22 protein-coding genes are annotated in these 23432 nt (G+C 68.4%); 5 read left to right on the top strand and 17 right to left on the bottom strand.

Features of this window, described 5'->3' with window-relative positions; genetic code table 11:
* Positions 1–28: 28 nt before the first annotated feature.
* From guaA to guaB, 7 genes are all read right to left on the bottom strand, one after another.
* Positions 29–1579, bottom strand: a complete 1551-nt coding sequence (guaA, locus tag L0M17_RS05430) for a glutamine-hydrolyzing GMP synthase (protein WP_241056316.1) — start codon at positions 1577–1579, stop codon at positions 29–31.
* Between the two features lie 96 nt (positions 1580–1675).
* Positions 1676–2158: a DUF3817 domain-containing protein gene (locus tag L0M17_RS05425; RefSeq protein WP_241052588.1), complete on the bottom strand. Its 483-nt coding sequence runs from the start codon at positions 2156–2158 to the stop codon at positions 1676–1678.
* Complete coding sequence (locus L0M17_RS05420; RefSeq protein ID WP_241052586.1) at positions 2155–3015, bottom strand: SURF1 family protein; 861 nt, start codon at positions 3013–3015, stop codon at positions 2155–2157. Before L0M17_RS05420 ends, L0M17_RS05425 begins: the two co-directional genes overlap by 4 nt.
* A gap of 65 nt (positions 3016–3080) precedes the next feature.
* Positions 3081–3566 (bottom strand): PTS sugar transporter subunit IIA, encoded by a 486-nt coding sequence (locus L0M17_RS05415; protein ID WP_241052584.1) that lies wholly within the window; start codon positions 3564–3566, stop codon positions 3081–3083.
* Between the two features lie 35 nt (positions 3567–3601).
* Complete coding sequence (locus tag L0M17_RS05410; RefSeq protein WP_241052582.1) at positions 3602–5323, bottom strand: glycerol-3-phosphate dehydrogenase/oxidase; 1722 nt, start codon at positions 5321–5323, stop codon at positions 3602–3604.
* 99 nt (positions 5324–5422) lie between these two features.
* A complete protein-coding gene (locus L0M17_RS05405) occupies positions 5423–6559 on the bottom strand; it encodes a GuaB3 family IMP dehydrogenase-related protein (RefSeq protein WP_241052574.1) in 1137 nt (378 codons plus the stop codon).
* Positions 6560–6652: 93 nt separating this feature from the next.
* Positions 6653–8164 carry an IMP dehydrogenase gene (gene guaB / locus L0M17_RS05400; protein ID WP_241052567.1) on the bottom strand — a complete coding sequence of 504 codons (1512 nt, stop codon included), beginning with the start codon at positions 8162–8164 and terminating at the stop codon, positions 6653–6655.
* Positions 8165–8625: 461 nt separating this feature from the next.
* Between guaB and L0M17_RS05395 the strand changes: the two genes are divergently transcribed.
* A complete protein-coding gene (locus L0M17_RS05395; RefSeq protein ID WP_241052565.1) occupies positions 8626–9702 on the top strand; it encodes an IS110 family RNA-guided transposase in 1077 nt (358 codons plus the stop codon).
* An 83-nt stretch (positions 9703–9785) separates the two neighbouring features.
* On the opposite strand, the gene groL is transcribed toward L0M17_RS05395, so the two are convergent.
* The 3 genes from groL to L0M17_RS05380 form a co-directional block, all read right to left on the bottom strand.
* Positions 9786–11393 carry a chaperonin GroEL gene (groL, locus tag L0M17_RS05390; protein WP_241052557.1) on the bottom strand — a complete coding sequence of 536 codons (1608 nt, stop codon included), beginning with the start codon at positions 11391–11393 and terminating at the stop codon, positions 9786–9788.
* 78 nt (positions 11394–11471) lie between these two features.
* Entirely contained in the window at positions 11472–11768 is a 297-nt protein-coding gene (groES, locus tag L0M17_RS05385; protein ID WP_043120020.1) for a co-chaperone GroES, read from the bottom strand.
* 180 nt (positions 11769–11948) lie between these two features.
* The gene (locus tag L0M17_RS05380) at positions 11949–12317 is read right to left on the bottom strand and encodes a hypothetical protein (protein ID WP_241052555.1); all 369 of its coding nucleotides are present in this window, start codon (positions 12315–12317) and stop codon (positions 11949–11951) included.
* A 66-nt stretch (positions 12318–12383) separates the two neighbouring features.
* Here L0M17_RS05380 and L0M17_RS05375 point away from each other — a divergent pair, with 66 nt between their 5' ends.
* The gene (locus L0M17_RS05375) at positions 12384–13619 is read left to right on the top strand and encodes a class I SAM-dependent methyltransferase (protein WP_241052553.1); all 1236 of its coding nucleotides are present in this window, start codon (positions 12384–12386) and stop codon (positions 13617–13619) included.
* Between the two features lie 125 nt (positions 13620–13744).
* Here L0M17_RS05375 and L0M17_RS05370 read toward each other — a convergent pair whose 3' ends face one another.
* Positions 13745–14563 carry a shikimate 5-dehydrogenase gene (locus tag L0M17_RS05370; RefSeq protein ID WP_308196814.1) on the bottom strand — a complete coding sequence of 273 codons (819 nt, stop codon included), beginning with the start codon at positions 14561–14563 and terminating at the stop codon, positions 13745–13747.
* Positions 14564–14655: 92 nt separating this feature from the next.
* Here L0M17_RS05370 and L0M17_RS05365 point away from each other — a divergent pair, with 92 nt between their 5' ends.
* Positions 14656–16359 carry an acyl-CoA dehydrogenase family protein gene (locus L0M17_RS05365; protein WP_241052549.1) on the top strand — a complete coding sequence of 568 codons (1704 nt, stop codon included), beginning with the start codon at positions 14656–14658 and terminating at the stop codon, positions 16357–16359.
* Between the two features lie 161 nt (positions 16360–16520).
* Here the strand turns inward: L0M17_RS05365 and L0M17_RS05360 are convergent, their stop codons facing one another.
* Positions 16521–17468 carry a hypothetical protein gene (locus L0M17_RS05360; protein WP_241052542.1) on the bottom strand — a complete coding sequence of 316 codons (948 nt, stop codon included), beginning with the start codon at positions 17466–17468 and terminating at the stop codon, positions 16521–16523.
* A gap of 332 nt (positions 17469–17800) precedes the next feature.
* Between L0M17_RS05360 and L0M17_RS05355 the strand changes: the two genes are divergently transcribed.
* Both L0M17_RS05355 and L0M17_RS05350 read left to right on the top strand, forming a co-directional pair.
* On the top strand, positions 17801–18946 hold the full coding sequence (locus tag L0M17_RS05355) for a glutamate--cysteine ligase (RefSeq protein ID WP_241052540.1): 1146 nt from the start codon (positions 17801–17803) through the stop codon (positions 18944–18946).
* Positions 18943–19131, top strand: a complete 189-nt coding sequence (locus tag L0M17_RS05350) for a hypothetical protein (protein ID WP_241052533.1) — start codon at positions 18943–18945, stop codon at positions 19129–19131. Before L0M17_RS05355 ends, L0M17_RS05350 begins: the two co-directional genes overlap by 4 nt.
* A gap of 109 nt (positions 19132–19240) precedes the next feature.
* Here L0M17_RS05350 and tsaD read toward each other — a convergent pair whose 3' ends face one another.
* Genes tsaD through alr form a run of 5 tightly spaced genes read right to left on the bottom strand, consistent with a single transcriptional unit; the run spans position 19241 to position 23367 of the window.
* The gene (gene tsaD / locus L0M17_RS05345; RefSeq protein WP_241052530.1) at positions 19241–20314 is read right to left on the bottom strand and encodes a tRNA (adenosine(37)-N6)-threonylcarbamoyltransferase complex transferase subunit TsaD; all 1074 of its coding nucleotides are present in this window, start codon (positions 20312–20314) and stop codon (positions 19241–19243) included.
* A complete protein-coding gene (gene rimI, locus L0M17_RS05340) occupies positions 20311–20817 on the bottom strand; it encodes a ribosomal protein S18-alanine N-acetyltransferase (RefSeq protein WP_241052516.1) in 507 nt (168 codons plus the stop codon). Before rimI ends, tsaD begins: the two co-directional genes overlap by 4 nt.
* A complete protein-coding gene (tsaB, locus tag L0M17_RS05335) occupies positions 20814–21503 on the bottom strand; it encodes a tRNA (adenosine(37)-N6)-threonylcarbamoyltransferase complex dimerization subunit type 1 TsaB (RefSeq protein WP_241052514.1) in 690 nt (229 codons plus the stop codon). The genes rimI and tsaB overlap by 4 nt, the downstream gene beginning before the upstream one ends.
* A complete protein-coding gene (gene tsaE, locus L0M17_RS05330) occupies positions 21500–22147 on the bottom strand; it encodes a tRNA (adenosine(37)-N6)-threonylcarbamoyltransferase complex ATPase subunit type 1 TsaE (protein ID WP_241052511.1) in 648 nt (215 codons plus the stop codon). The genes tsaB and tsaE overlap by 4 nt, the downstream gene beginning before the upstream one ends.
* Complete coding sequence (gene alr, locus L0M17_RS05325; RefSeq protein WP_241052490.1) at positions 22144–23367, bottom strand: alanine racemase; 1224 nt, start codon at positions 23365–23367, stop codon at positions 22144–22146. The genes tsaE and alr overlap by 4 nt, the downstream gene beginning before the upstream one ends.
* Positions 23368–23432 lie beyond the last annotated feature (65 nt).

Here is a 23432-nt window from a genome sequence, read left to right as displayed (position 1 = left end):
CGCAGCCGGGGGCCAAATCAGCGGGGAATCACTCCCATTCGATGGTTCCCGGGGGCTTGCTCGTGACATCGAGTACGACCCGGTTGACGCCCTCGACTTCGTTGGTGATCCGGTTGGAGATGCGCGAGAGCAGGTCGAACGGAAGGCGAGACCAGTCAGCAGTCATCGCATCCTCGCTCGACACGGGGCGAAGAACGATCGGATGACCATAGGTGCGGCCGTCGCCCTGGACACCCACGCTGCGGACATCAGCGAGCAGGACGACAGGCATCTGCCACACCTCGTCGTCCAGGCCCGCAGCCGTCAGCTCATGTCTGGCGATAGCGTCCGCCTTGCGCAAGAGCTCCAGCCGCTCGTGAGTGACCTCGCCGATGATCCGGATCCCGAGGCCGGGGCCCGGGAAGGGCTGACGCCCGACGATCTCGGCAGGCAAGCCAAGCTGCCGCCCGACCGAGCGGACCTCGTCCTTGAAGAGCGTCCGCAGAGGCTCGACCAGCTCGAAGCGCATGTCTTCGGGGAGCCCCCCGACATTGTGGTGGCTCTTGATGTTCGCTGCGCCCTCGCCGCCACCCGACTCGACGACGTCCGGGTACAGGGTGCCTTGGACAAGGAAGCGGATCTGCTCGCCCTCTGCCTTGGCCTTCTCGATGATCGTGCGCTCGGCTTCTTCGAACGCCCGGATGAACTCGCGGCCGATGATCTTGCGCTTCTGCTCGGGGTCAGTCACGCCGGCGAGAGCCGAGAGGAATCGTTCCTGCTCATTGGCAACGTAGAGGTTGACCCCGGTTGCTGCGACGAAGTCGCGCTCGACCTGCTCAGCCTCCCCTTCACGGAGCAGCCCGTGGTCGACGAAGACGCACGTGAGTTGGTCGCCGACCGCGCGCTGCACGAGCGCTGCCGCCACCGCGGAGTCCACACCCCCGGACAGCCCGCAGATGACCCGCGCATCCCCGACCTGATCGCGGATGCGTCCGATCTGCTCGTCGACGATGTTGCCGGTGGTCCAGTTGCGCTCGAGGCCGGCGATTCCGAACAGGAAGTTCTCGAGGACCTGCTGTCCGTACTCGGAGTGCTTGACCTCCGGGTGCCACTGAACACCGCCAAGCGACTTGTCGAGGTTCACGAACGCGGCGACCGGAGCACCGGGAGTGGTGGCGAGCACCTCGAAGCCGTCCGGTGCCTCCTGGACCGCGTCGCCGTGGCTCATCCACGTGCTCTGGAGCACCGGGACGCCGGCGAGGATCGAGTGGGGCTCCCCCACGGCAGAGACCTGAGTCGCACCATACTCGCGCAGGCCGGTCCTCGCGACGAGGCCGCCGAGTGCGTTGGCCATCGCCTGGAAGCCGTAGCAGATGCCGAAGACCGGCACACCCGCCTCGAACAGCTCGGAGCCGACACGTGGAGCGCCGTCTGCGTAGACGCTGGAGGGTCCGCCCGAGAGGATGATGGCAGCCGGATTCTTTGCAAGGATCTGTTCAGTGGTGAGGGTGTGCGGGACGATCTCGGAATAGACGTTCGCCTCGCGGACGCGACGTGCGATGAGCTGCGCGTATTGGGCACCGTAGTCCACCACGAGCACCGGCCTGTGGGCTGTCTGCGAACCTGTGCTCTGGGATGCTGTTGTCACCTGTCAAGCCTACCGGACTTCAAGAATGGTGGCCTTGCCTCGCCGTGGTCAGTAGCGCTGACCGGCGTCGGGGTGCGCGAGGAGCTCGCGCTCCACCTCGGCATGGATCCGCCGCTCCACGAAGAACGAGAGAAGCGGGACGACGCCGCCGGCGGCCATGAGGATCAGCCTCCCGAACTGCCAGCGCATGAGAGACCAGAGGCGGAAGTTCGAGATGAGGTAGATGACGTACATCCAGCCGTGCACGATGAGGATCGTGATCGAGAGGTTCACCCCACCGAGCACGCCAGCGGGGTCCGCGTCAGCCAGGCCGAAGCCGAAGGCCTTTCCGGTGAGCGCGTCGGTGCCCCCGGCGAAGATGAACTTGCCGAAGCCGTAGCGGAGGATCATCTCGAGGCACAGCAGCAGGAGCATGGACCCAGTCGCGTACGCCATGACCTTGTAGAAGCCGAGGGCTGAGCGAATCTGTGCAACGGTGCCACCGAAGCGGCGCTGGGGGGTACGCCCGGTGGCGGGCTTGGGGTCGATCACGGTTTTCCTCCGGTGTCGGATGGGAGATGTTCCCCGTCCGGTGAGGACTGACCGGGCGGAGTGGGTTCAGGCGAGGCGGATTCGTAGTCGGCGCGCGCTTCGAGCTCGCGTTCGTATTCGTCCCGGACGAGCCGCCACCACAGGAAGATCGCGAATCCTGCGAAGACGACCCATTCGACGGCGTAGAAGATATTGAGCCAGTTCACCGGCGTGGACTTCGGCTGTGGCGGGATGTTGAGGGGCTTGAGAACCCCCGGGATGGCCGACGCCGACTGGTCGCCAGCGGCGGTCACCTCATGGGTTGGGCCCACAAAGCCGGTGTAGCTCGGGACGTCCCACATGTTGATGAGCTCGGGGACGGCGACCATCGATGCCTGTCCCGGAGCAGGATTCTTGTTCGCCTGAGGAGCCTCGGACGGCTCAAGCCGGCCGGTCAGGTGGACTTGCCCGGACGGCGGAGCCTGCACTTGGCTCGCCTCGGCGAGCCACCCCCGGGCGACCGGAATGACGACTGTGTGCTCGCCCCCTACTGGCGGGGCGCCGTCGACCACGAACGCGGTCACAACCCACCAGCCGCTCACGCCGTTGAGTAGCCGGTTCCCAACGAGCACCTGTTTCGAAGCGTCGTAATGACCGGTTGCAGTGATCATCTGATCAGCAGCCGTGGCCGGGAAGTCGGTCGCTGGCTGGATGGTCTTCGTCAGGGCCTGGGGTGTCTCGGTCGTCGTCACCACGGGCGGCGCGTCGGATGTGGAACGCGAGAACTGCCACTGGCTCAAGAGCACGAACACGCCCGAGACCGCGAGCGCGCCGATGAGCGCGAGGATCCAACGGGGTTTGAGGGCGGTTCTCAGCACCTTTCAACGGTACTCCGACAAGCTGTAGAAAAACTAAACGCCCTTGGCGCCTTAAGCCACCTGGCTCAGTCTCCAAAGACGAGAGCCGAGTTGACGAGCTCTGCAATGATGTCGGCGTCGTTCGCTCGGCGAAGCGACTCACGGAAGCCGGCCTTGGAGAGCGAGCGAGCCATTGTCGCGAGGACTTCGAGGTGCTCCGAGAAGCTCGACGCCGGGGTCGCTATGAGCAACACCACATACGCCGGGCCATCGAGGGCCCCGAAATCGACCGCCCTCCCGTACTTGGCGACGCCGACGGCGATCGAGGGCTGGGTCACCTGCTCGCTCCGCGCGTGCGGCAGGCCGATGCCGCCCGGGAGTCCCGTTGCCATCTGATGCTCTCTGGCGTCGACGTCGGCGAGGAAGGCCTCGAGGTCAAGGATCCGGCCCTCGGCGGCGAGACGCTCGGCGAGCTGCCGCGTCGCGTCCTGCCGGTCCTCGGCGTCCATCTCGAGGATGACGAGTCCAGGCGAGGTCAGCTGCGCGTCATAGCGATCGAAAGGCTGGGGCATGCAGCCATTTTACGGATTCGTCCTGAGGACGGGCCTCACTGGACCGGGATGATGTCCTGCGCGCCGAGCCGTGCAACGTCCGCCGTCGCGTCGTCCGGCTGCTCTTGGCTCAGCCTCTCCGCCTCGACGCGTTTGAGGTAATGCGTCTCCTCCCGTTCGCGCTGCACATCGCTCCAACCGAGCAACGGTGCCATGAGCTCAGCGACGACGCCGGCCGCCGACACACCGCGGTCCCACGCCTCGATCGAGATGCGGGTCCGGCGTGTCAGGACGTCCTCGACATGCCGAGCGGCCTCGTGGGTGACGGCGTAGACGACCTCGGCTTGGAGGTAGTCGTCCGCCCCGGGAAGCGGCTGGGCGAGCGAGGGGTCTTGGGCGATGATGTCCAGAACCTCGGTCGCGAGCGAGCCGAAGCGGTTGAGCAGGTGCTCGACTCGGGCGACGTGTACTCCGGCTGCCCCGGCGAGACGGGCTCGGCGGTTCCAGACGGCCTTGAACCCGTCTGCCCCGAGCAGCGGAATTCGGTCGGTGACGCTCGCCGGGACCCGCTCGTCGAGATTCCGCACGGCCTCGTCGACGGCGTCGCGGGCCATGATCCTGTAGGTCGTGAACTTTCCACCTGCGACGACGACCATCCCGGGTACAGGGTGCGCGACGACGTGCTCGCGGCTCAGCTCCGCGGTCGAATCGTTCTCGCCCGCGAGAAGCGGCCTGAGGCCCGCGTACACGCCCTCCACGTCCTCTCGCGTGAGGGGGCGCCTGAGAACGCGGTTGACGCGCTCGAGGATGTAGTCGATGTCCTTGCTCGAGGCAGCCGGATGGGCCTTGTCGAGGCGCCAGTCGGTGTCCGTGGTACCGATGATCCAGTGTCGCCCCCACGGGATGACGAACAGCACCGACTTCTCGGTCCGGAGGATGAGGCCGACCGTCGACTGGAACCGATCGCGCGGCACCACAAGGTGGACGCCCTTGGAAGCCCGTACCTTCAGCTGGCCCCGCTCAGTGACCATCGCCTGGGTTTCGTCAGTCCAGACGCCCGTGGCGTTGATCACCTGCTTGGCGCGGATGTCGAGCTCGTCGCCGGTTTCGAGGTCGCGTACGTGGGCCCCGACGACGCGCTCACCCTCGCGGAGGAAGCTCTCGACCCGCATCCGATTCACCGCGTGGGCTCCGTGGTGCGCTGCGGTGCGAACGACATTCACCACCATCCGGGCGTCGTCGACCTGGGCGTCGTAATAGCGGATGGCGCCGATCATGGCGTCGTCCCGGAGGCTCGGGGCCGCTCGAAGCGTTCCCCGCCGGAACATGTGCTTGTGGACGGGCAGGCCAGTCCCATGGCCGTTCGTGAGGCCCAGCGAGTCGTACATCAGCATGCCCGCGCCGACGTAAGCCCGCTCCCACCAACGGCGGGTCAGCGGGTACAGGAAGGGCACGGGCTTCACGAGATGCGGCGCGATCCTCTGCAGGAGGAGCCCGCGTTCCTGCAGCGCCTCCTGGACGAGCCGGAAGTCCAGCATCTCGAGGTAGCGAAGGCCACCGTGGATGAGCTTGGAGGAGCGCGAGGATGTGCCGGACGCCCAGTCGCGCTGCTCGACGATGCCGACATCGAGGCCTCGGGTCACGGCGTCGAGCGCCGCGCCGGCTCCCACAATGCCGCCGCCCACGATGAGGACGTCGAGCTGCTTCTCTGGGCCGCCCGTCGCTTTGAACCGTTCGATGGCCGCCGTTCGGGCCTCCGGCCCGAGCTGTGCCGACATTGCGCCCCTCCGCTCCCGAGACTTCCTGCTAGGAGTCTAGGCGGAGCGTCAAGGAACACCCGGGCGCGTCGAGGCCCCGATCACTGCCTCCGCGCGGTTCTACCGTGACGCCTGCGGTGACACGACGACGTCGACCCTCTGGAACTCCTTGAGATCCGAGTATCCGGTCGTTGCCATCGAACGGCGCAGCATCCCGACAAGGTTGGACGTGCCGTCCGCGTGGTGGCCCGGGCCGAAGAGGACTTCCTCCATCGGGCCGACGGTCCCGACATTGACGCGCTCCCCACGGGGGGTCTCGGGGTGATGGGCTTCAGCGCCCCAGTGCCAGCCGCGGCCGGGAGCCTCGAGCGAGCGGGCGAGGGCCGAGCCGAGCATGACGGCGTCGGCGCCCATCGCGATGGCCTTCACGATCGCGCCCGAGGTTCCCATCCCGCCGTCGGCAATCACGTGGACGTACCGGCCACCGGACTCGTCCATGTAGTCTCGGCGGGCGGCGGCAACATCGCTGATGGCAGACGCAAGGGGCGAATGGATGCCCAGGGCGCGCCGCGTCGTCGTCGTCGCTCCCCCGCCGAAGCCCACGAGCACGCCCGCCGCGCCCGTGCGCATGAGATGCAGCGCCGGGGTGTAGCCCGCGGCCCCGCCCACGATCACCGGGACATCCAGTTCGTAGATGAACTTCTTGAGGTTGAGCGGCTCCTGGTTCTTCGAGACATGCTCGGCCGAGACCGTCGTACCGCGGATGACGAAGAGGTCGACGCCGGCGGCCAGGACGGTCTTGTAGTGGCGCAGGGTGCCGGATGGGGTGAGCGCACCCGCGACCGTCACACCGGATGCGCGGACTTCCGCGAGGCGCGACGTGATGAGCTCGGGGTCGACCGGCTGCGAATACAGCTCCTGGAGGCGCCGCGTGACGGCGGGGCTCGACGGATCCCCCTCGAGCGAGGCGATCTCGGCGAGGACGGGCTCAGGATCCTCGTACCTGGTCCAGAGGCCCTCGAGATCGAGGACCCCGAGGCCCCCGAGGCGCCCGAGCTCCACGGCGGTGGCTGGCGACATGACCGAGTCCATCGGCGCCGCAATGACCGGCATCTCGAAACGATAGGCGTCGATCTGCCACGAGACCGAGACATCCTGGGGGTCACGGGTCCGCCGGTTGGGGACAATGGCGATGTCGTCGAGGGAGTAAGCGCGCCGTCCGCGCTTGCCGCGGCCGATTTCGATCTCGTAGGTCACGGCCTCTACCTTAGTCGACCCCACACCCGAGGGCCCGACGGCGAAGGCCCCTCGCACGGGGTGCGAGGGGCCTTCCGCGGAGCGCGCCTAAGCCTACTTGCGGTAGTTGGGTGCCTCGGCCGTGATCATGATGTCGTGCGGGTGGCTCTCCTTGAGGCCCGCCGACGTGATCCGCACGAACTTGCCCTTGGCCTTGAGCTCATCGACCGTATGCGCGCCAACGTAGAACATCGTCTGGCGAAGGCCGCCCACGAGCTGATGGGCGACGGCGCCGAGCGGCCCGCGGTACGGCACCTGGCCCTCGATGCCCTCGGGGACGAGCTTCTCGTCACTCGGGACGTCCGCCTGGAAATAGCGGTCCTTGGAGTAGGACGTGTTCTTCCCACGCGTCTGCATTGCGCCCAGCGAACCCATGCCGCGGTAGGACTTGAACTGCTTGCCGTTCATGAAGACGAGATCGCCGGGAGCCTCGGCCGTGCCCGCGAGGAGCGAGCCGAGCATCACGGAATCGGCTCCCGCGACGATCGCCTTGCCGATGTCGCCCGAGTACTGGAGCCCGCCGTCGGCAATCACCGGCACGCCAGCCGGGATGGCGGCCTTCGCGGATTCGTAGATCGCAGTGATCTGGGGAACGCCCACGCCCGCGACGACCCGGGTCGTGCAGATCGAGCCAGGGCCGACGCCGACCTTGATCGCGTCAGCGCCCGCGTCGATGAGCGCCTGAGCTCCCTCACGCGTCGCCGCCTGGCCGCCAATGACGTCGACGTGAGCCGCGGCCGGGTCCTTCTTGAGGCGGGAGATCATGTCGAGGACGCCCTGGCTGTGGCCGTTCGCCGTGTCGACGACGAGAACATCCACGCCAGCCTCGACCATCGTCATGGCCCGCTCGTACCCGTCGCCGAAGAAGCCGACGGCGGCGCCGACCCGAAGCCGGCCGGACTCGTCCTTCGTCGCGTTCGGGTACTGGTCCGCCTTCTCGAAGTCCTTGACCGTGATGAGGCCCTGCAGCAAGCCGTCGTCATCAACGAGCGGGAGCTTCTCGATCCGGTGCTTGCCGAGGAGTCCGATCACCTCGTCCCGCGCCACTCCGACCTTGGCCGTCACGAGCGGCATCGGGGTCATGACCTCGTGGACCTTGCGGTTCGCGAACTCCTCGTAGGGGATGAAACGCGTGTCGCGGTTCGTGATGATGCCGAGCAGCCGGCGGTTCTCGTCGATGACAGGCAGGCCCGAGACCCGATAGTGGGCGCACAGGTCGTCGAGTTCCTTGAGCGTGGCGTCCGGGCCGACGGTCACGGGCCTCGTGATCATCCCCGACTCGCTGCGCTTGACCTGATCGACCTGCTCCGCCTGGTCCTGGATGGACAGGTTGCGGTGGAGGATCCCGATGCCACCGTGGCGCGCGAGGCTGATCGCCATACGCGCTTCCGTCACGGTATCCATCGCTGCGGAGAGGACCGGGATGCCGAGCCGGATGCGGCGCGAAAGGCGGGTCGAGGTATCGGCCTCGGACGGGATGACGTCCGTCGGGCCGGGCAGCAGGAGGACGTCGTCGTAGGTAAGTCCGAGGAAGCCGAACGGATCGTGCTCGGGGGCGGTGGTCATGAGTGCTCCTTGGCCTGCGCCGAGGGGGTGCGGCGCGAAACTGACGGGAAGTGCTGATGACCAGCCAGTACTTACGGGCGTGGCCTGCTGCGGTGCTTTCTATCCTAAACTTTCGCCGGGCAGGCAGGTATTCCGGGCGCCGCGCCGGGTGACCAAACGCTGTGAGGCTCGGTATGGCTGGTCCGGGACCGGCTGGCAGGGTAGAAGCTGGTCGTCTTCCCCCGGGCTGTGACTCAATCAAACGCTGGCCCCCCGTGGGCCCTTCCTAGTGAATTGTCCAGTCCGGGGGTTGGCAGCCGGCGCCGCCCGGCCCACACCGAATGGCTTGATCAGAAGACTGCCCAGCCCTGGGCTGTGGCCCATCACAGTAATGCCTCGGAGTGACCTTCACCCGGGCCGACGCCGGCCGCGACGCGGCCCGAAGCATCTGCCCGTCAAGAGGAAGGAAACCCGTGGCCGCGATGACCACTGTCGCACAGTCCCGCCCGTTCGTCATCGGCGTGGACACCCACGCCCGCACCCACACCCTCGCGGTGCTCCGCGCGGCGACCGGGGAGCAGCTCGGCTGCCAGCAGTTCCCCGCCACGGCCGCGGGCATGCGCCGGGCCATGGACTGGGCAGCCCGCCGGACCGGCGGCGACGCGGACACGCTGTGGGTGATCGAGGGGACGGGCAGCTACGGAGCCCAGCTCAGCGGGGCCGTCACAGACGCCGGCTTCGAAGTCGTGGAGGCCCCGAGGGGCTATATGCGCTCACGGACCACCACGGGCAAGTCTGACCCGCTCGATGCGGCAGCGATCGCCGCGGCCGCCCTCCCGCTTGATGAGGACCGCCTGCGCATCCCACGCCAGGACGACGGCGCGCGCGCAGCCCTTAGGGTGCTCGTCGCGGCCCGCGAGCAGATGACGCTCGAGCGCACGGCCAAGGTCAACGCCCTCACCGCCCTGGTCCGGACCGTGGACCTCGGCCTCGACGCCCGCCGCCCGCTCTCGGGCACCCAGATCACCGAGACCGCCGGGTGGCGGGCACGGGCGGAAGACATCGCCACGGCCACCGCACGCACCGAGGCCGTCCGGCTGGCCAAGCGCATCACCGCCCTCCATACGGAGCTCAAGCAGAACCAAGGACGCATCACAGAACTGCTCCGGGCCAGCCCAGCGGCAGCGCTGCTGGAGGAGACCGGCATCGGGCCAGTCACCGCCGCAGTGGCCTACATTGTCTGGTCCCACCTCGGCCGGGTCCGCTCCGAGGCCGCCTTCGCCGCCCTCGCCGGCGTCAGCCCCATCCCAGCATCGTCAGGGAACACTGTCCGGCACCGGCTCAACCGGGGAGGCGACAGGCGCCTCAACCGCGCGCTTCACATGGCGATCATCACCAGAATGGCCCACGACCCCGACACGCGGGCCTACGCCGAGCGGCGCACCGCAGAGGGAAAGACCCCACGCGAGATCCGCCGCTGCCTCAAGCGCTACCTCGCCCGACACCTCTACCGCACACTCAACGCACTCCACCAACACCCGGTCACAACAGCAGCTTGACAGACATAGAAGATTCACACGAGGGCCGCCCCGGAATGGGGCGGCCCTCGTTGAATCAGGCGGCGAACGGCTGCCAGCGTGCCTTAGTGGTTGTGGCCCGCGTGGTCGTCCTCGGCCGGCTTGTCCGCGACGAGCGTCTCGGTCGTGAGCACGAGCGCCGCGATCGAAGCCGCGTTGCGCAGGGCAGAACGGGTCACCTTGACCGGGTCGATGACACCGGCCGCGATGAGGTCCTCGTACTCGCCGGTCTTCGCGTTGAAGCCGTTGTTCACCTCTGCCTCTGCAACGCGTGCCGCCACGACGTGGCCGTCGAAGCCCGCGTTGTGCGCGATCCAGCGCAGGGGCTGGATCAGCGCGCGGCGCACGATGTTGACGCCGACGGCGGTGTCGCCCGAGAGGCCCTTGATCGCCTCGTTCTCGTCGAGGACGCGAACGGCGTGGACGAGGGCGGAGCCGCCGCCCGCCACGATGCCTTCCTCGAGGGCGGCACGAGTCGAAGACACGGCATCCTCGATGCGGTGCTTCTTCTCCTTGAGCTCCACCTCGGTCGCGGCACCGACCTTGATGACCCCGATGCCGCCCGCGAGCTTCGCGAGGCGCTCCTGGAGCTTCTCGCGGTCCCAGTCGGAATCGGTGCGCGTGAGCTCAGCCCGGAGCTGCGCAACGCGAGCCGCGACGTCCTCGGCCGAGCCGGCGCCGTCGACGATCGTCGTCGTGTCCTTCGTCACGGTGATGCGACGCGCGGTGCCCAGCTGCTCGAGGCCCACCTGGTCGAGGCTCAGGCCGACCTCGGGGGAGATGACCTGGGCGCCCGTGAGGGTCGCGATGTCCTGGAGCATGGCCTTGCGGCGGTCGCCGAAGCCGGGGGCCTTGACCGCGACGGCGTTCAGGGTGCCACGGATCTTGTTGACGATGAGCGTTGACAGGGCCTCGCCCTCGACGTCCTCTGCGATGATGAACAGCGGCTTGGACGCCTGAAGGGTCTTCTCGAGGAGCGGGAGGAAGTCCTGCAGCGAGGAGATCTTGCCCTGGTGGATAAGGATGAGCGCGTCCTCGAGGACGGCCTCCTGGCGCTCCGCGTCGGTCACGAAGTACGGCGAGAGGTAGCCCTTGTCGAACTGCATGCCCTCGGTGAGGACGAGCTCGGTCTGCGTCGTCGAGGCTTCCTCGATCGTGATGACGCCGTCCTGGCCGACCTTCGCGAACGCCTCGGCGAGGAGCTCGCCGATCTCATCGGACTGTGCCGAGATTGCGGCGACGTTGGCGACGTGCTGGCCGGAGACCTCGCGGGCGTTCTCGCCGAGGCGCGTGACGACGGCCTCGACGGCCGCCTCGATGCCGCGCTTGATCTCGCCCGGCGCCGCGCCGGCGGCCACGTTGCGGAGGCCCTCCTTGACGAGCGCCTGCGCGAGGACGGTCGCCGTCGTCGTGCCGTCGCCGGCGACGTCGTTCGTCTTGGTCGCAACTTCCTTGGCGAGCTGTGCACCGAGGTTCTCGTACGGGTCCTCGAGCTCGACCTCACGGGCGATCGTCACGCCATCGTTGGTGATGGTCGGCGCGCCCCACTTCTTGTCGAGGACGACGTTGCGGCCGCGCGGGCCGAGGGTCACCTTGACGGTGTCGGCGAGCTTGTCGACGCCGGCCTCGAGGGCCTTGCGGGCGTCTTGGTTGAATGCGAGCTGCTTTGCCATTCGCTTCTCCTTGGGTTCAAGGGCAGCACCCCGGCCGCATGACCGGGGTGCTGACGTTGAAGTCCTGCTCGGCTGGGACTACTTGACGACGATCGCGAGGACGTCGCGGGCCGAGAGCACGAGGTACTCGGAGCCGCCCGTCTTGACCTCGGTTCCGCCGTACTTCGAGTAGAGGACGACGTCGCCGACCGTCACGTCGACGGGGACGCGGTTGCCGTTGTCATCGACACGGCCGGGGCCGACGGCGACAACTTCGCCCTCCTGCGGCTTCTCCTTGGCGGTGTCCGGGATCACGAGGCCCGAAGCAGTGGTCTGCTCCGCCTCGAGCGGCTTGACGACAATACGGTCCTCGAGAGGCTTGATGGAGACCGACACGGATCTCTCCTTTTCATGAACGGGTCACAGAAATGGGAGCCGGGCATGCAACCGTCGTCGCGGGTGCCGGGAGCGTGCCTGGACAGTTAGCACTCGCACAGGTCGAGTGCTACCGCTGACTCTATTGAGCGGCTGGCACTCGGTCAAGGCGAGTGCCAGTCCAACACCCCGCGTGTCTGTCTATTCGCCCGCGAGATCCTCGAAGCTCAGGTCGTCGCCGTCGTCGCCATTCGAGCGCCCGCGGTTGACGTACATCACGATGAGCGAGCCGATCAGGAGGATGCCCCCGATCACGAGGCCGACGATCGCGGCGATCTTCGCGCCGAGGTACTGGTCGCGGAGGGCCTCTGCCTCCGGGGTCGCGTCGTTGATGCTCTTGCCGCCTACCGAGTAGACGGTGGCAGTGAACGCGTCGAGGCCGAGGACGATGAAGAGGAGGATCGCAGACACCGCGGCCAGAACGATGCCGAGGATGAGCAAAGGTCGGACAAAACGGGAGAGTCCCCGGTGGTTGGCGGCGGGCGAAGCGTCAGCAGGCGTCGTCTCCATACCTCCACCATATCCGGAACAGCTGCTCTCAGCTCGGACCCGTGGAGGGTGAACTAGGCTTGATCCATGGCTCAGGACCCCCACGCCGCCGAGCAGCTCGCGCCACTGCTGACCTCGGAAGGCTGGGCCCTCCTCAACTCGCTCGGCCCGTATCGGGAAGAGGACGCACTCGCGATCACCGCTCGGCTCCGCAAGGCCGGCCACGCACCCGAGCTTGTCTCGGCCGTCTTGAGCCAGGCTCGGCTGAGGGTCAAGGCAGAGGCGAAGTTCGGCGAGTTCTCCCGCCACATGCTGTTCACACGCGCCGGCCTCGAGCAGGCTACGCGCCTGAGCATCGCGGCCCGCCACGCGCGGCGCTTCGTCGACGCCGACGTACGCAGCGTCGCGGACCTCGGGTGCGGGCTGGGTGCCGATGCCATGGCGATGGCATCGCTCGACCTCGACGTCACCGCCGTCGAACTCGATGAGACGACCGCCGCGTGCGCGACGATCAACCTCATGCCGTTTCCCAACGTCCGCGTCGTCCACGAGGACGCGCAAACGGTCCCGCTCGAGGGGATCGAAGGCGTCTGGCTGGATCCCGCGCGTCGAACGACGACGACGTCCGGCACCACGCGCCTGTGGGACCCCCAGCAGTTCTCTCCCCCGCTGAGCTTCGTCTCCGAGCTCGCGGATGCGGGCCGGCCGGTGGGCGTCAAGCTAGGGCCCGGCCTGCCGCACTCCTCAGTGCCGGAGGGGTGCGAGGCGCAGTGGGTCTCTACCGACGGCGAGGTCGCCGAAGTGGGCCTCTACTTCAATGCGCTCAAGCGGCCGAGCGTCCGCCGCGCGGCGCTTGTCCTCGCAGGGCAGACCGCATCCGAGCTCGTCGCCGAGACGGACTTCGGCGGCGGGGTGCGGGCCGAAGTGGGCCCGCTCGAAGGGTTTCTCTACGAGCCCGACGGCGCCGTGATCCGGGCTGGGCTCGTCGCCGAACTCGCGGACCGCCTGGGCGGCCATCTCGTGGACCCCCACATCGCGTACATCTGTGCCCCCAACCTCGTTGCCACCCCGTTCGCGAAGGCCTATCGCGTGCTCGACGTGCGGCCGTACAACGTGCGGGCATTGCGGCAGTGGGTCCGGGACGAAGGCATCACGGCGCTCGACATCAAGAAACGCGGCACCTCCGTGACGCCGGAGGAACTGCGGAAGCTCCTGTTCCTCGGCCAGGGGAAGGGGCCCAAGAAGAAGCCCCACCGGCGAGCCACGCTCGTGCTCACCCGGATCGGAGACGATCGGGTGGCCGCCGTCGTCGAGCCCGTCTGAGCTTGGTGAGCTTCCACGCCCCACCGTTGCGCCGTCACCTTCGCAGGGTGTTGCACCCTGCGAAGGTGACGGCGCAACGAGGTTGGTTCACCCAACGAGATCGATTCGGAGGGAACGGGATTCCCTCAGGGCTCCCGCATGAACTCCTCCGCCGCGCGCACTTGCGCCTCCGTCGGGCGGATCCCCGTGTAGAGGACGAACTGTTCGAGCGCTTGGATAGTCATGACCTCGGCGCCGCTGATCACCTTCTTGCCCGCGGCGCTTCCCGCCTTCACGAGCGGGGTCACCGCAGGAACCGCAACGACGTCGAAGACCGCTTGGGCACCCGCGATGGCCGGTTCCGGGAAGGCCAAGGATTCGACGTCGGGGCTGCCAGCCATGCCGATGGGAGTCACGTTGACGAGGACGTCCGCGTTTGAATCCTCGAGCTCGGCCTTCCAGCGGAATCCGTAGAGGCTGGCGAGCGCCTGGCCGGTCTCCTCATTCCGTGCTACGACCGTCACATCGCGGAAACCTGCGTCGCGGAACGCAGCCGCCGTCGCCTTCGCCATGCCGCCCGAACCGCGGAGAAGCACCGACCACGCGGGGTCGAGCCCGTTCGACTCGATGAGTTGGGCTATCGCGGTGTAGTCGGTGTTGTAGGCGGTGAGGACTCCGCCGTCGTTGACGATCGTATTGACCGAATCGATGGCCGCGGCCGAAGCGTCCATCTGGTCCACCAACGCGATGACGCTCTCCTTGTAGGGCATGGAGATCGCACATCCTCGGATTCCCAGCCCGCGCACGCCAGCGATGGCCTGTTCGAGGTTGGTCGGCGCGAAAGCCTTGTAGATCCAGTTGAGCTCGAGGGCGTCGTAGAGGAAGTTGTGGAACCGCGTCCCGTTGTTGCTCGGGCGCGCCGAGAGCGAGATGCACAGGGTCATGTCTTTGTTGAGGATCGGCACGATGCCAAGGCTATCGGGGCGCAGAACGCGGGCGCAGAACGCTCGCCGCGCGGCCTCTGGCCCCTCTGCAGCTGGCGGTGTGCAATGGTCGCATGCCGGACGCGATGGCGAATCAGGTGCCTCCCCGAATGGGCATCGACGAGTTCTCGACGAACACCGCCCTAGTCGACGGCGTTCGGCGATACGGCGCCGGGTGGGCGGCGGGAGCACTCGCTTCGATCGGAAGGCTCGTTGGTTCTGCCGAGTTCCAGGAGAACGCTCGCCTCGCGAATCTCCACGCTCCCTTGCTCCGCGCCCTCGACCGCTATGGCGAACGGCTCGACGAGGTCGAATATCACCCCGCCTACCACCGCATCCTCGGCGACGCCATCGCGCATGGCGCCCACACGTCGTCGTGGGCGGACCCGCGCGCGGGTGCTCACGTGGCGCGGGCAGCTGCCTTCATGCTGTTCGCCCAAGCCGAGCCCGGCCACGCCTGCCCTGTCTCCATGACGCATGCCGCCGTGCCCGCGCTCGCCCGAGAGCCCGCCGTCGCCCGCTCATGGCTCCCACTCCTCTACCGCACGGGCTACGAGCCGCGTCTCATGCCGGCCGCGGGAAAGCCGGGTGCGTTGGTCGGCATGGCGATGACCGAACGACAGGGTGGCTCGGACGTGCGGGCCAACACGACGAGAGCGCTCGACGCCGGTGACGGTACCGCCCGCATCACCGGCCAGAAGTGGTTCTGCTCCGCGCCGATGAGCGACGCGTTCCTCGTGCTCGCGCAAGAACGGACCGGGCCCTCGTGCTTCCTGGTCCCACGAGTTCTCGACGACGGGACCCGAAATGCCTTCCGGCTGGTGCGGCTCAAGTCCAAGCTCGGAAATCGGGCCAATGCGTCGGCCGAAGTCGAGTTCGAGAGGACACTCGGCTGGCGTATCGGGGAGGCTGGCCGAGGCGTCCGGACGATTCTCGAGATGGTGCACGAGACCCGTTTGGACTGCGTGCTGGGCACGGCCGCGGGCATGAGGCAGGGTGTTGCCGAGGCGGTGTGGCATGCCCGGCACCGACGGGCCTTCGGCAAGCTGCTCATAGACCAGCCGGCCATGGCGGCGGTCCTCGCCGACCTTGCCATCGAGGCCGAGGCCTCCATTGCGCTCGGGCTCCGGCTTGCGGCCGCGGACGACGTCGCGTGGCCGGCTGGGGTGCGAGAGGCCACGTCGAGGCAGGGGGTCGAGGGGGCTTTGCCCGCCGATGGACCCAGCCCGTCCGATGACGCCGAGCGCGAGCGCAGCTTCGCCCGGATTGCGACCGCGGTGGCGAAGTTCTGGGTATGCCAGCGCGGACCGATGCACGCCGCCGAGGCTCTTCAATGCCTGGGCGGAAACGGCTACACCGAGGACTTTCCCCTCGCGATGCGGTATCGGGAGCAGCCCGTGATGGCGATCTGGGAGGGGTCCGGGAATGTTGTGGCGTTGGATGTGCTGCGGGCGCTTGCGCGCGAGCCCGAGTCCGCCGAGGCCTTCGCGGACGAACTCGAACTCCGGCGCGGAGCCGATCCGCTGCTGGACCGCCAGCTGAATCGGGCCCTCTCGCTCATGGCGGACGCGAGGCGCGAACCCGATGCCGCGCAATCGTGGGCTCGGCGCCTCGCGGAGGAGCTCGCGTTGGCCCTCGAGGCCGCGCTCCTGGTCAGCCACGCGCCGTCGTCCGTCGCCGAGGCGTTTCTGGCCGCCAGGCTGGGCGACGACCGAAGTCTCGGCTTCGGCTGCCTCCCGGACACCGCCCGGACGCGCGAGATCCTCGAGCGGGTGTAGCCGCATCTGACGCCCTAGGCCTCATTTGACGCCTTGGGCCGCATAAGTGCCGCAGGGCGACCGCACGTAAGCGGGGGCAGGCGCACCCAAGCGGGTCAAGCGCACATGAGCCAGGCAAGCGCCCATGAGCCGGGCAAGGACCTATATGCGGGCTGGAGAGCTCACGCGGCGGTGGCGAAAGCTGCCGCGAGCCGCGCGGAAATGAGCTCGGGGTGTTCCAGGTCTGCCCAGACGAGACGGATGAAACGCCATCCGAGCTCCATCAGAGCAGCTTCGCGCCGACGTTCGAGGAGGAGCACCTCCGCCGTCGGCCGGTAGTCGAAGTATTTCCCTCGTCCGTCGAATTCGAGAATGAGTTTGTAGCGGCGCCACCCGAAATCGGCTCGGTAGAGACCAAGGTGTGTCTCGATGCAGAGCTGCACCTCCGGCGGCTCAATCCCCAACTTGGCCAGGAGCAATCGAGTGCGTGTCTCGCCTGCGGACTCAGCCAGGCCGTTGACGAGGCGAAGAAGACGCGCCGCTCGGGCAGTTCCACGGATGATCGGTGATTCTTCAAGCGAGGCTTCAAGTTCGCTCAGCGCGACTCCCTTTCGGAGCGCACTGTCTCCGATGACCGCGGCGCGTTCGACCGTCAGAGTTCTCGCGCAGTCGAGGACGGTACGAACTGGGCTCGTCGCGCGGACAACGCGTCCGTCACGAGTTCGAGCGATCACCGTCTCGTTCTCCGCCAACGGCAGGCGGTGTGCCACGGTATCCGCGGCATGGCTTGTCCCGGAGTTCGTGCTTCCGATGATGTGAACCGCCGGCCCGACGTCCCACGTCGCGAAGTCGTGGAGACGCGCCGCAGAAGCATGGCTGTAGATGGCCCTGCCGCCGGTACCGGCAGCATGTGCATCAATGCGGTAGTCGTCACGAATCCAAGGACTGAGGGCCTTCCACTCGTCAGCTCGTGCATACGCTCCTCGGCGGATCCGCTCGAGTATTCCAGCGCGGACGGAAGCGGTGAGGACACGGTCGTCAAGGCCCGAATCCTGAAGGTCTTGGGTAGAGACGACCATCCGTTCCGGCCAGCGTCGGGACACGAGGAGTCTCGCGGTCGTGGAATCCATGCCGCCATCCTCCCGAGAGAACTGCCCGCTTGGCCCCCTCGTTCCGCCGTATGTGGATAACGAGGGAAGCTGATCGGGCACGACAGGTGGGCTCTTTCCCCGCAAGCGACGCCTTCTCCCGCAAATGTGCGGCTGGCCAACGGCACCTAAGAGGCTCAGACGCCCCCAAGCGGCCCAAGTACCCACAAGAGGCTCAGACGCCCTCACGAGGACCGGCTCAGTCACGCGGGCCCGACGTGGCTCGGTGGAGAGCGCCACTGCCCTAGACTGGGCACGTTCTGTAAGGACGCTGCGGCCCGGCCGGAGCCTGAGCTCAGAAGCGGGGGCGAACCATGCACATCGACTTCGCGCCCTCGAAGCAGTCCACAATCGGGATGGAATGGGAACTCGCACTCGTGGACCGGCACGGAGGCGAGCTTGTCTCGGCAGCCCCCGACGTGATGCGGGGCGTTTTCGCCGAGCATCCTGAACTCAACGCGGAGTGCCCGCGGGTCCACCAGGAGCTCCTGCTCAACACCGTTGAGATCGTGACGGATGTCCACAACACGGTCCACGAGGCGAAAGACGACCTCGCAACGACGATGGACGCAGTCCGCGATGTCACTGATCGGCTCGGCGTCGAGCTGTTCTCCGCCGGAAGCCACCCGTTCAGCCCACCGCGCCTCCAGCCGGTCACTGACAAGGACCGCTACGCGAAGCTCATCGACCGGACCCAGTGGTGGGGCAGGCAGATGGTCATCTACGGCGTGCACATCCACGTGGGCCTGGACCGAGGCGACAAGGCGATGCCGGTCCTCGATGCCCTCGTGAACTACTTCCCGCACTTCCAGGCCCTCTCGGCGTCGAGCCCATACTGGGGCGGCGAGGACACGGGGTACGCGTCGCAGCGCGCGCTCATGTTCCAGCAGCTCCCCACGGCCGGGCTTCCATTCCAGTTCTCCGATTGGACCGGTTTCGAGGGCTACGTCCAGGACATGCTCACGACCGGCGTGATCGACGTCATCAGTGAGATCCGCTGGGATATCCGCCCTGTGCCACGCCTCGGCACGGTCGAGATGCGCGTGTGCGACGGCCTCTCGACCCTAGAGGAGGTCGGCGCGATCGGCGCCCTGACCCAATGCCTTGTGGAGGAGGCATCGCGGACGCTGGACAGCGGCGGCTCGATCCCGACCATGCCCCCCTGGCACGTGCAGGAGAACAAGTGGCGCTCCGCCCGGTACGGCCTGGACGCGATCATCATCCTCGACGCAGCGGGCCACGAACAGCTCGTCACGGAACACCTCGCCGAGACACTCGATCGCCTTGAGCCTATCGCCAGTGATCTCGGCTGCGAGAAGGAGCTCCGCGACATCGCGGGCATCATCCGGCGCGGCGCCGGGTACCAGCGGCAGCGTCGCACAGCAGAGGCCCACGGCGGCGACCTGCGCGCCGTCGTCCTCGAGGAGGCGCGGCTCATGCGGGAGGGCCACCCGGCGTGAGCGAGCCGCGAGCACGACGGCGCCGCTCGCCAGGTCGACTCCTCTTCGTTTTCGCGGTGCTCGCCATCATTCTCGCCGTGACCTCGCACGCGCAGGCGGCCGTGCTCGTCGTCGTGGCGGGCGTGATCTACGGGGTCATCGAGGCCCTCATCGCATGGCGGAGGGGCCGGGATCAGAGGCCGTGATCAGTTGCGCCGTCAGCTCTACGCGGTAGAGGTGACGGCGCAACGAGAACCCACCCCGCAAAGGTGACGGCGCATCGAGAAAACACCCCGCAAAGGTGACGGCGCGACGTCAGGCGGAGACGGTCGTCACCGGAAGCGACGAATCCGGAGCGAACGAGAGCTCGCTCGGCGAGCGCCCGTCCATGATCACCCGCGCGGCGAGGGCGGCAACCATCGCTCCGTTGTCCGTGCAGAGCGAGAACGGCGGCACGGCGAGGGAGATGCCGGCGGCCGCGCAGCGCTCGGCAGTCAGCTCGCGCAGCCGCGAGTTGGCGGCCACTCCCCCGCCGAGCAGGAGGTTGCGCAGACCGTGCTCGCGGCACGCGAGGATCGCCTTCGACGTCACGACGTCGACGACGGCCTCCTGGAACGAGGCCGCGATGTCCGCGACGGGCACCGGCTTCCCGGCGGCATCGTGCTGCTCGACGCACCGCGCCACTGCGGTCTTGAGCCCCGAGAACGACCAGTCGTAGCGGTGCGGGCCGGGCGCCTCGGGCGAGCCCATGTACTTGGGCTGGGTGAGGCCGCGCGGGAAGCGGAAGGCCCGCGGGTCGCCTTCCTTCGCGAGACGGTCTATAGCCGGGCCGCCGGGGTATGCGAGCCCGAGGAGCCGGGCCACCTTGTCGTAGGCCTCGCCGGCCGCGTCGTCGATCGTCGACCCGAGAAGCTCGACGTCCGATGCGATGTTCCGCACCCGCAGGATCTCCGTGTGGCCGCCCGAGACGAGCAGTGCCCCGAGGTCCTCGGGCAGCGCCCCGCCGTACACGCCGTCGTCGAGGAGCCCCACGCCCACGTGCGCCACGAGGTGGTTGATCGCGTAGAGCGGCTTGCCGGTGGCCACGGCGAGCGCCTTCGCGGCGCACACCCCCACCATGAGCGCCCCTGCGAGTCCCGGCCCGGACGTGACCGCGAGCGCGTCGACGTCCTCGAGCGTCACGCCGGCCGTGGCGAGGGCCTCCGTGAGAGTGGGCACCATGGCGTCGAGATGCGCACGGGACGCGATCTCGGGGATGACGCCGCCGAAGCGCACATGCTCGTCCATCGAAGTTGAGACGGTGTTCGCGAGCAGGGTCGTCCCCCGCACGATCCCGACGCCGGTCTCGTCGCACGACGACTCGATCCCGAGGACGAGTGGCTCCTTCACTGGTCTCCTCCCTCGGGCCGCTCGAGCGGCAGCTGCATGATGTGGGCGTCGACGCCGTCGCGGTAGTAGCGCCGGCGCGTGTGGATCTGGGTGAAGCCGAACCCGCGGTACAGCCCCTGCGCTCTGGGGTTGTCGGCCCGGACCTCGAGCAGCACGTCGTGCGCGCCGCGCCGTCGGGCCTCCGCGATCAGCTCCGTGAGCACGGCCGAGCCGATGCCTTGCCCCTCGCGTTCAGGCACGACGGCGATGGTCTGCACGTCCGCGATCGGCGGCACACACATGACCCCGGCGTACGCAACGATCCGCGGCGCGCCGTCGGGCCCGTGCTCCTCGACCACGTAGTAGCGCCTCGTCTCCGGCTGCGAGAGTTCGTCGCGGAACATGTGCTCGGGCCATGCGTCCATGGGGAACAGGACCTTCTCGAGCGCGTGGACGGCGGGGACGTCTGCTGCGGTCATGTCCCGGAGCACAACGTCGGCGGGCAACGACTGCGCCGCGGTCATGAGAGCGCCTTCTTCCGCGGCCCAGGAACCTTCGCATCGGATTCCCGGAGGTAGCGCGGCGCCGCGTCCAGCAGTTCCTCGCCGCGGGCCAAGCGTTCGACGGCGGCGAGCCCCAGCGACGCGGCCGTCGGCTGGGCGTTCTCGAAGGTCCGGACGACGACGGCGCCGGCCGACTCGAGCTTCTCCCGGTAGATCCCGCCGCCCGCGCCGTACACGGGCAGCGCCGGGAGCGCATCCGGGTAGTCGACCTGAGGCCCTTCGAGGAGGACGCCGCGCGCGGAATACCGCGCCCAGTAGACTTCGCGGCGCCGCGCGTCCGTCGCGACGAGAAATTCGGTGGCCGGCGGCCTGACTCCCGCGAGGACGTCCCACGCGATCGCATCGAGGCTCATGAGGCCCGCGAGCGGGGTGTTCCACGCGAAGGCGAGGGCCCGCGCCGTCGCGATGCCGGAGCGGAGTCCCGTAAAGGGGCCGGGCCCGACGCCGACCACGATCCTGTCGACGTCCGAGCCCTTGAGCTCCTGTTCGATGAGCAGCGCACGGATGCCGGGCGCGAGGACCTCGGCGTGCGACTTGGTGTCCTCCGTCGCGAACTGGGCAAGGACGGCGCCCCGAGCCTCATCCTCGTGCCAGCGCACAATCGCCGCGGACGCGATAGCAGACGTGTCGATGACGAGGAGGATCACCGCGCGTCCTCCGACCCCTCGGCTGCGACGGCGCCAGGCAGGGCTGGCGGCTCGCCCCAGCGCGGCCCGAAACCACGCACGACGACGAGGCGCGGCTCGTCGTCGTCGTACTCTTCGTCGACGGTCGCCTCGGCGCCCGCGGGGTCGAAGTCCACTTCGGGATCCGCCCCCGCTGCCCCGCCAGCAGCGGCGGGCAGCGGGCCCCGCTCGAGCTCGATGTCGAGCCAGGACTCGGCGAGGTCCTCGACGAGCCCGCGGCCCCACTCGACAACGGTCACAGAGGTGTCCGCCCAGTTCTCGAGGTCGAGGTCCTCTACCTCGGCCTCCCCCTCGAGCCTGTAGGCATCGACGTGCACGAGGTCGGGACCGCCCGGCCGAGGGCCGTCGGTCAGGTTCGGGTGAATGCGCACCAGCACGAAGGTCGGCGAAATGATCCCGCCGCGCACGCCGAGGCCCGCGCCGAGGCCCTGGGTGAAGGTGGTCTTCCCCGCGCCGAGCGCGCCCGTGAGCACGACGAGATCACCCGCTTCGAGGACTCTCCCCAGCGCCGCGCCGAGCGCCTGGGTCTCCTCCGCCGTCGTCGGCCTCGCCCGGAGTTCCCAGGCTGGGGTCGGATCGCCGGAAGGCGGACTGGCAGTGCTCACGCCGGCCCTCCCGCTACGGTCGCGACGGCACCGGGAGCGAAGCCTGTCTCGGACTCGTGCTGTGCCGAATCGATGTGGATGCGGGGTACGCGCGGGCTGATCCGGGTCACGATCTCGTAGTTGATGGTCCCGGCGGCTCGAGCCCAGTCGTCCGCTGTGGGGCCGCCGTCGTCGCCCGTGCCGAAGAGCACCGCCTCGCCGCCGGCAAGGGCTTCGACGTCGGCGTCGGGCCCGAGATCCACGACCAGCTGGTCCATCGCGACACGCCCGACAACGCGATACGTCCTGTCCCCGATCCTTACAGGGCCGCCGTTGGACGTCCGGGGCACACCGTCGGCGTAGCCGAGCGGGATGAGCCCGAGCGCGCTCTCCCCCGGCGTGCGGTACGTCAGCCCGTAGCTCACGCCCTGCCCCGCAGGGACGCGCTTGCACTGGGAGACCAGCGTGCGCAGCGTCATGGCGGGGCGAAGGCCGAGATCAGAGGACGACTGGTCCGGGAACGGCGAGAGCCCGTAGATGGAGATGCCTGCACGGACGAGATCGAAGTGGGTGTCGGGCCGCGAGAAGATCGCGGGCGAATTGGCGATGTGGCGCACCTCGAGGTCGCAGCCGGCGTCCTCGGCGAGCGCGACGGCGTCGCGGAAGACGTCGAGCTGGACGTCGGTCTCGGGCCGGTCAGGCTCGTCGGCGACGGCAAGGTGGCTGAAGACGCCGACGACGCGGAGCAATCCCTGATCCTGATAGTCGGTGGCCTCGTCGAGCACGGCCTCCCAACGGTCCGGCGTCACGCCGTTTCGGCCGAGTCCCGTGTCGATCTTGAGGTGGACGCGGGCGGGGCGCTGCTGCTCGCGGGCCGCATCCACGATCCTGCCGAGCTCCCAGCCCGAGCATCCGAGGTCGACGCCGGCGCCCACTGCCGCCGAGAAGTTGCTGTCGGGTGTGTGGAGCCACGCGAGGGTCGGCGCGTCGATCCCCGCTGCGCGGAGCGTGAGCGCCTCACCGATGTGGGCGACCCCGAGCCAGGCCGCGCCTGCTTCGAGCGCCGCCCGGGCCACCGGCACGGCTCCGTGGCCGTAGGCGTCGGCCTTGACGACGGCCATGACGCGCGCCGGCTCCGCGACGGTCCGCACGACGCGGACGTTGTGCCGGATCGCCTCCAGATCGACGACGGCGGCACGTTCGGGAAGGCGTTCTACTGCGGGGTCCGGCGTGGAAGTCACGCCCCGAGTCTACCGGCGGCGCCCACAACGCCCTGCGGGCCCAAGGCTGCCGGCCCAAGGCTGAG

Origin of the sequence: Sinomonas terrae (assembly GCF_022539255.1) — a bacterium.
Lineage (GTDB): Bacteria > Actinomycetota > Actinomycetes > Actinomycetales > Micrococcaceae > Sinomonas > Sinomonas terrae.
The sequence above is the reverse complement of the archived record's forward strand: the minus strand, read 5'-3'. Positions and strand labels throughout refer to the sequence as shown.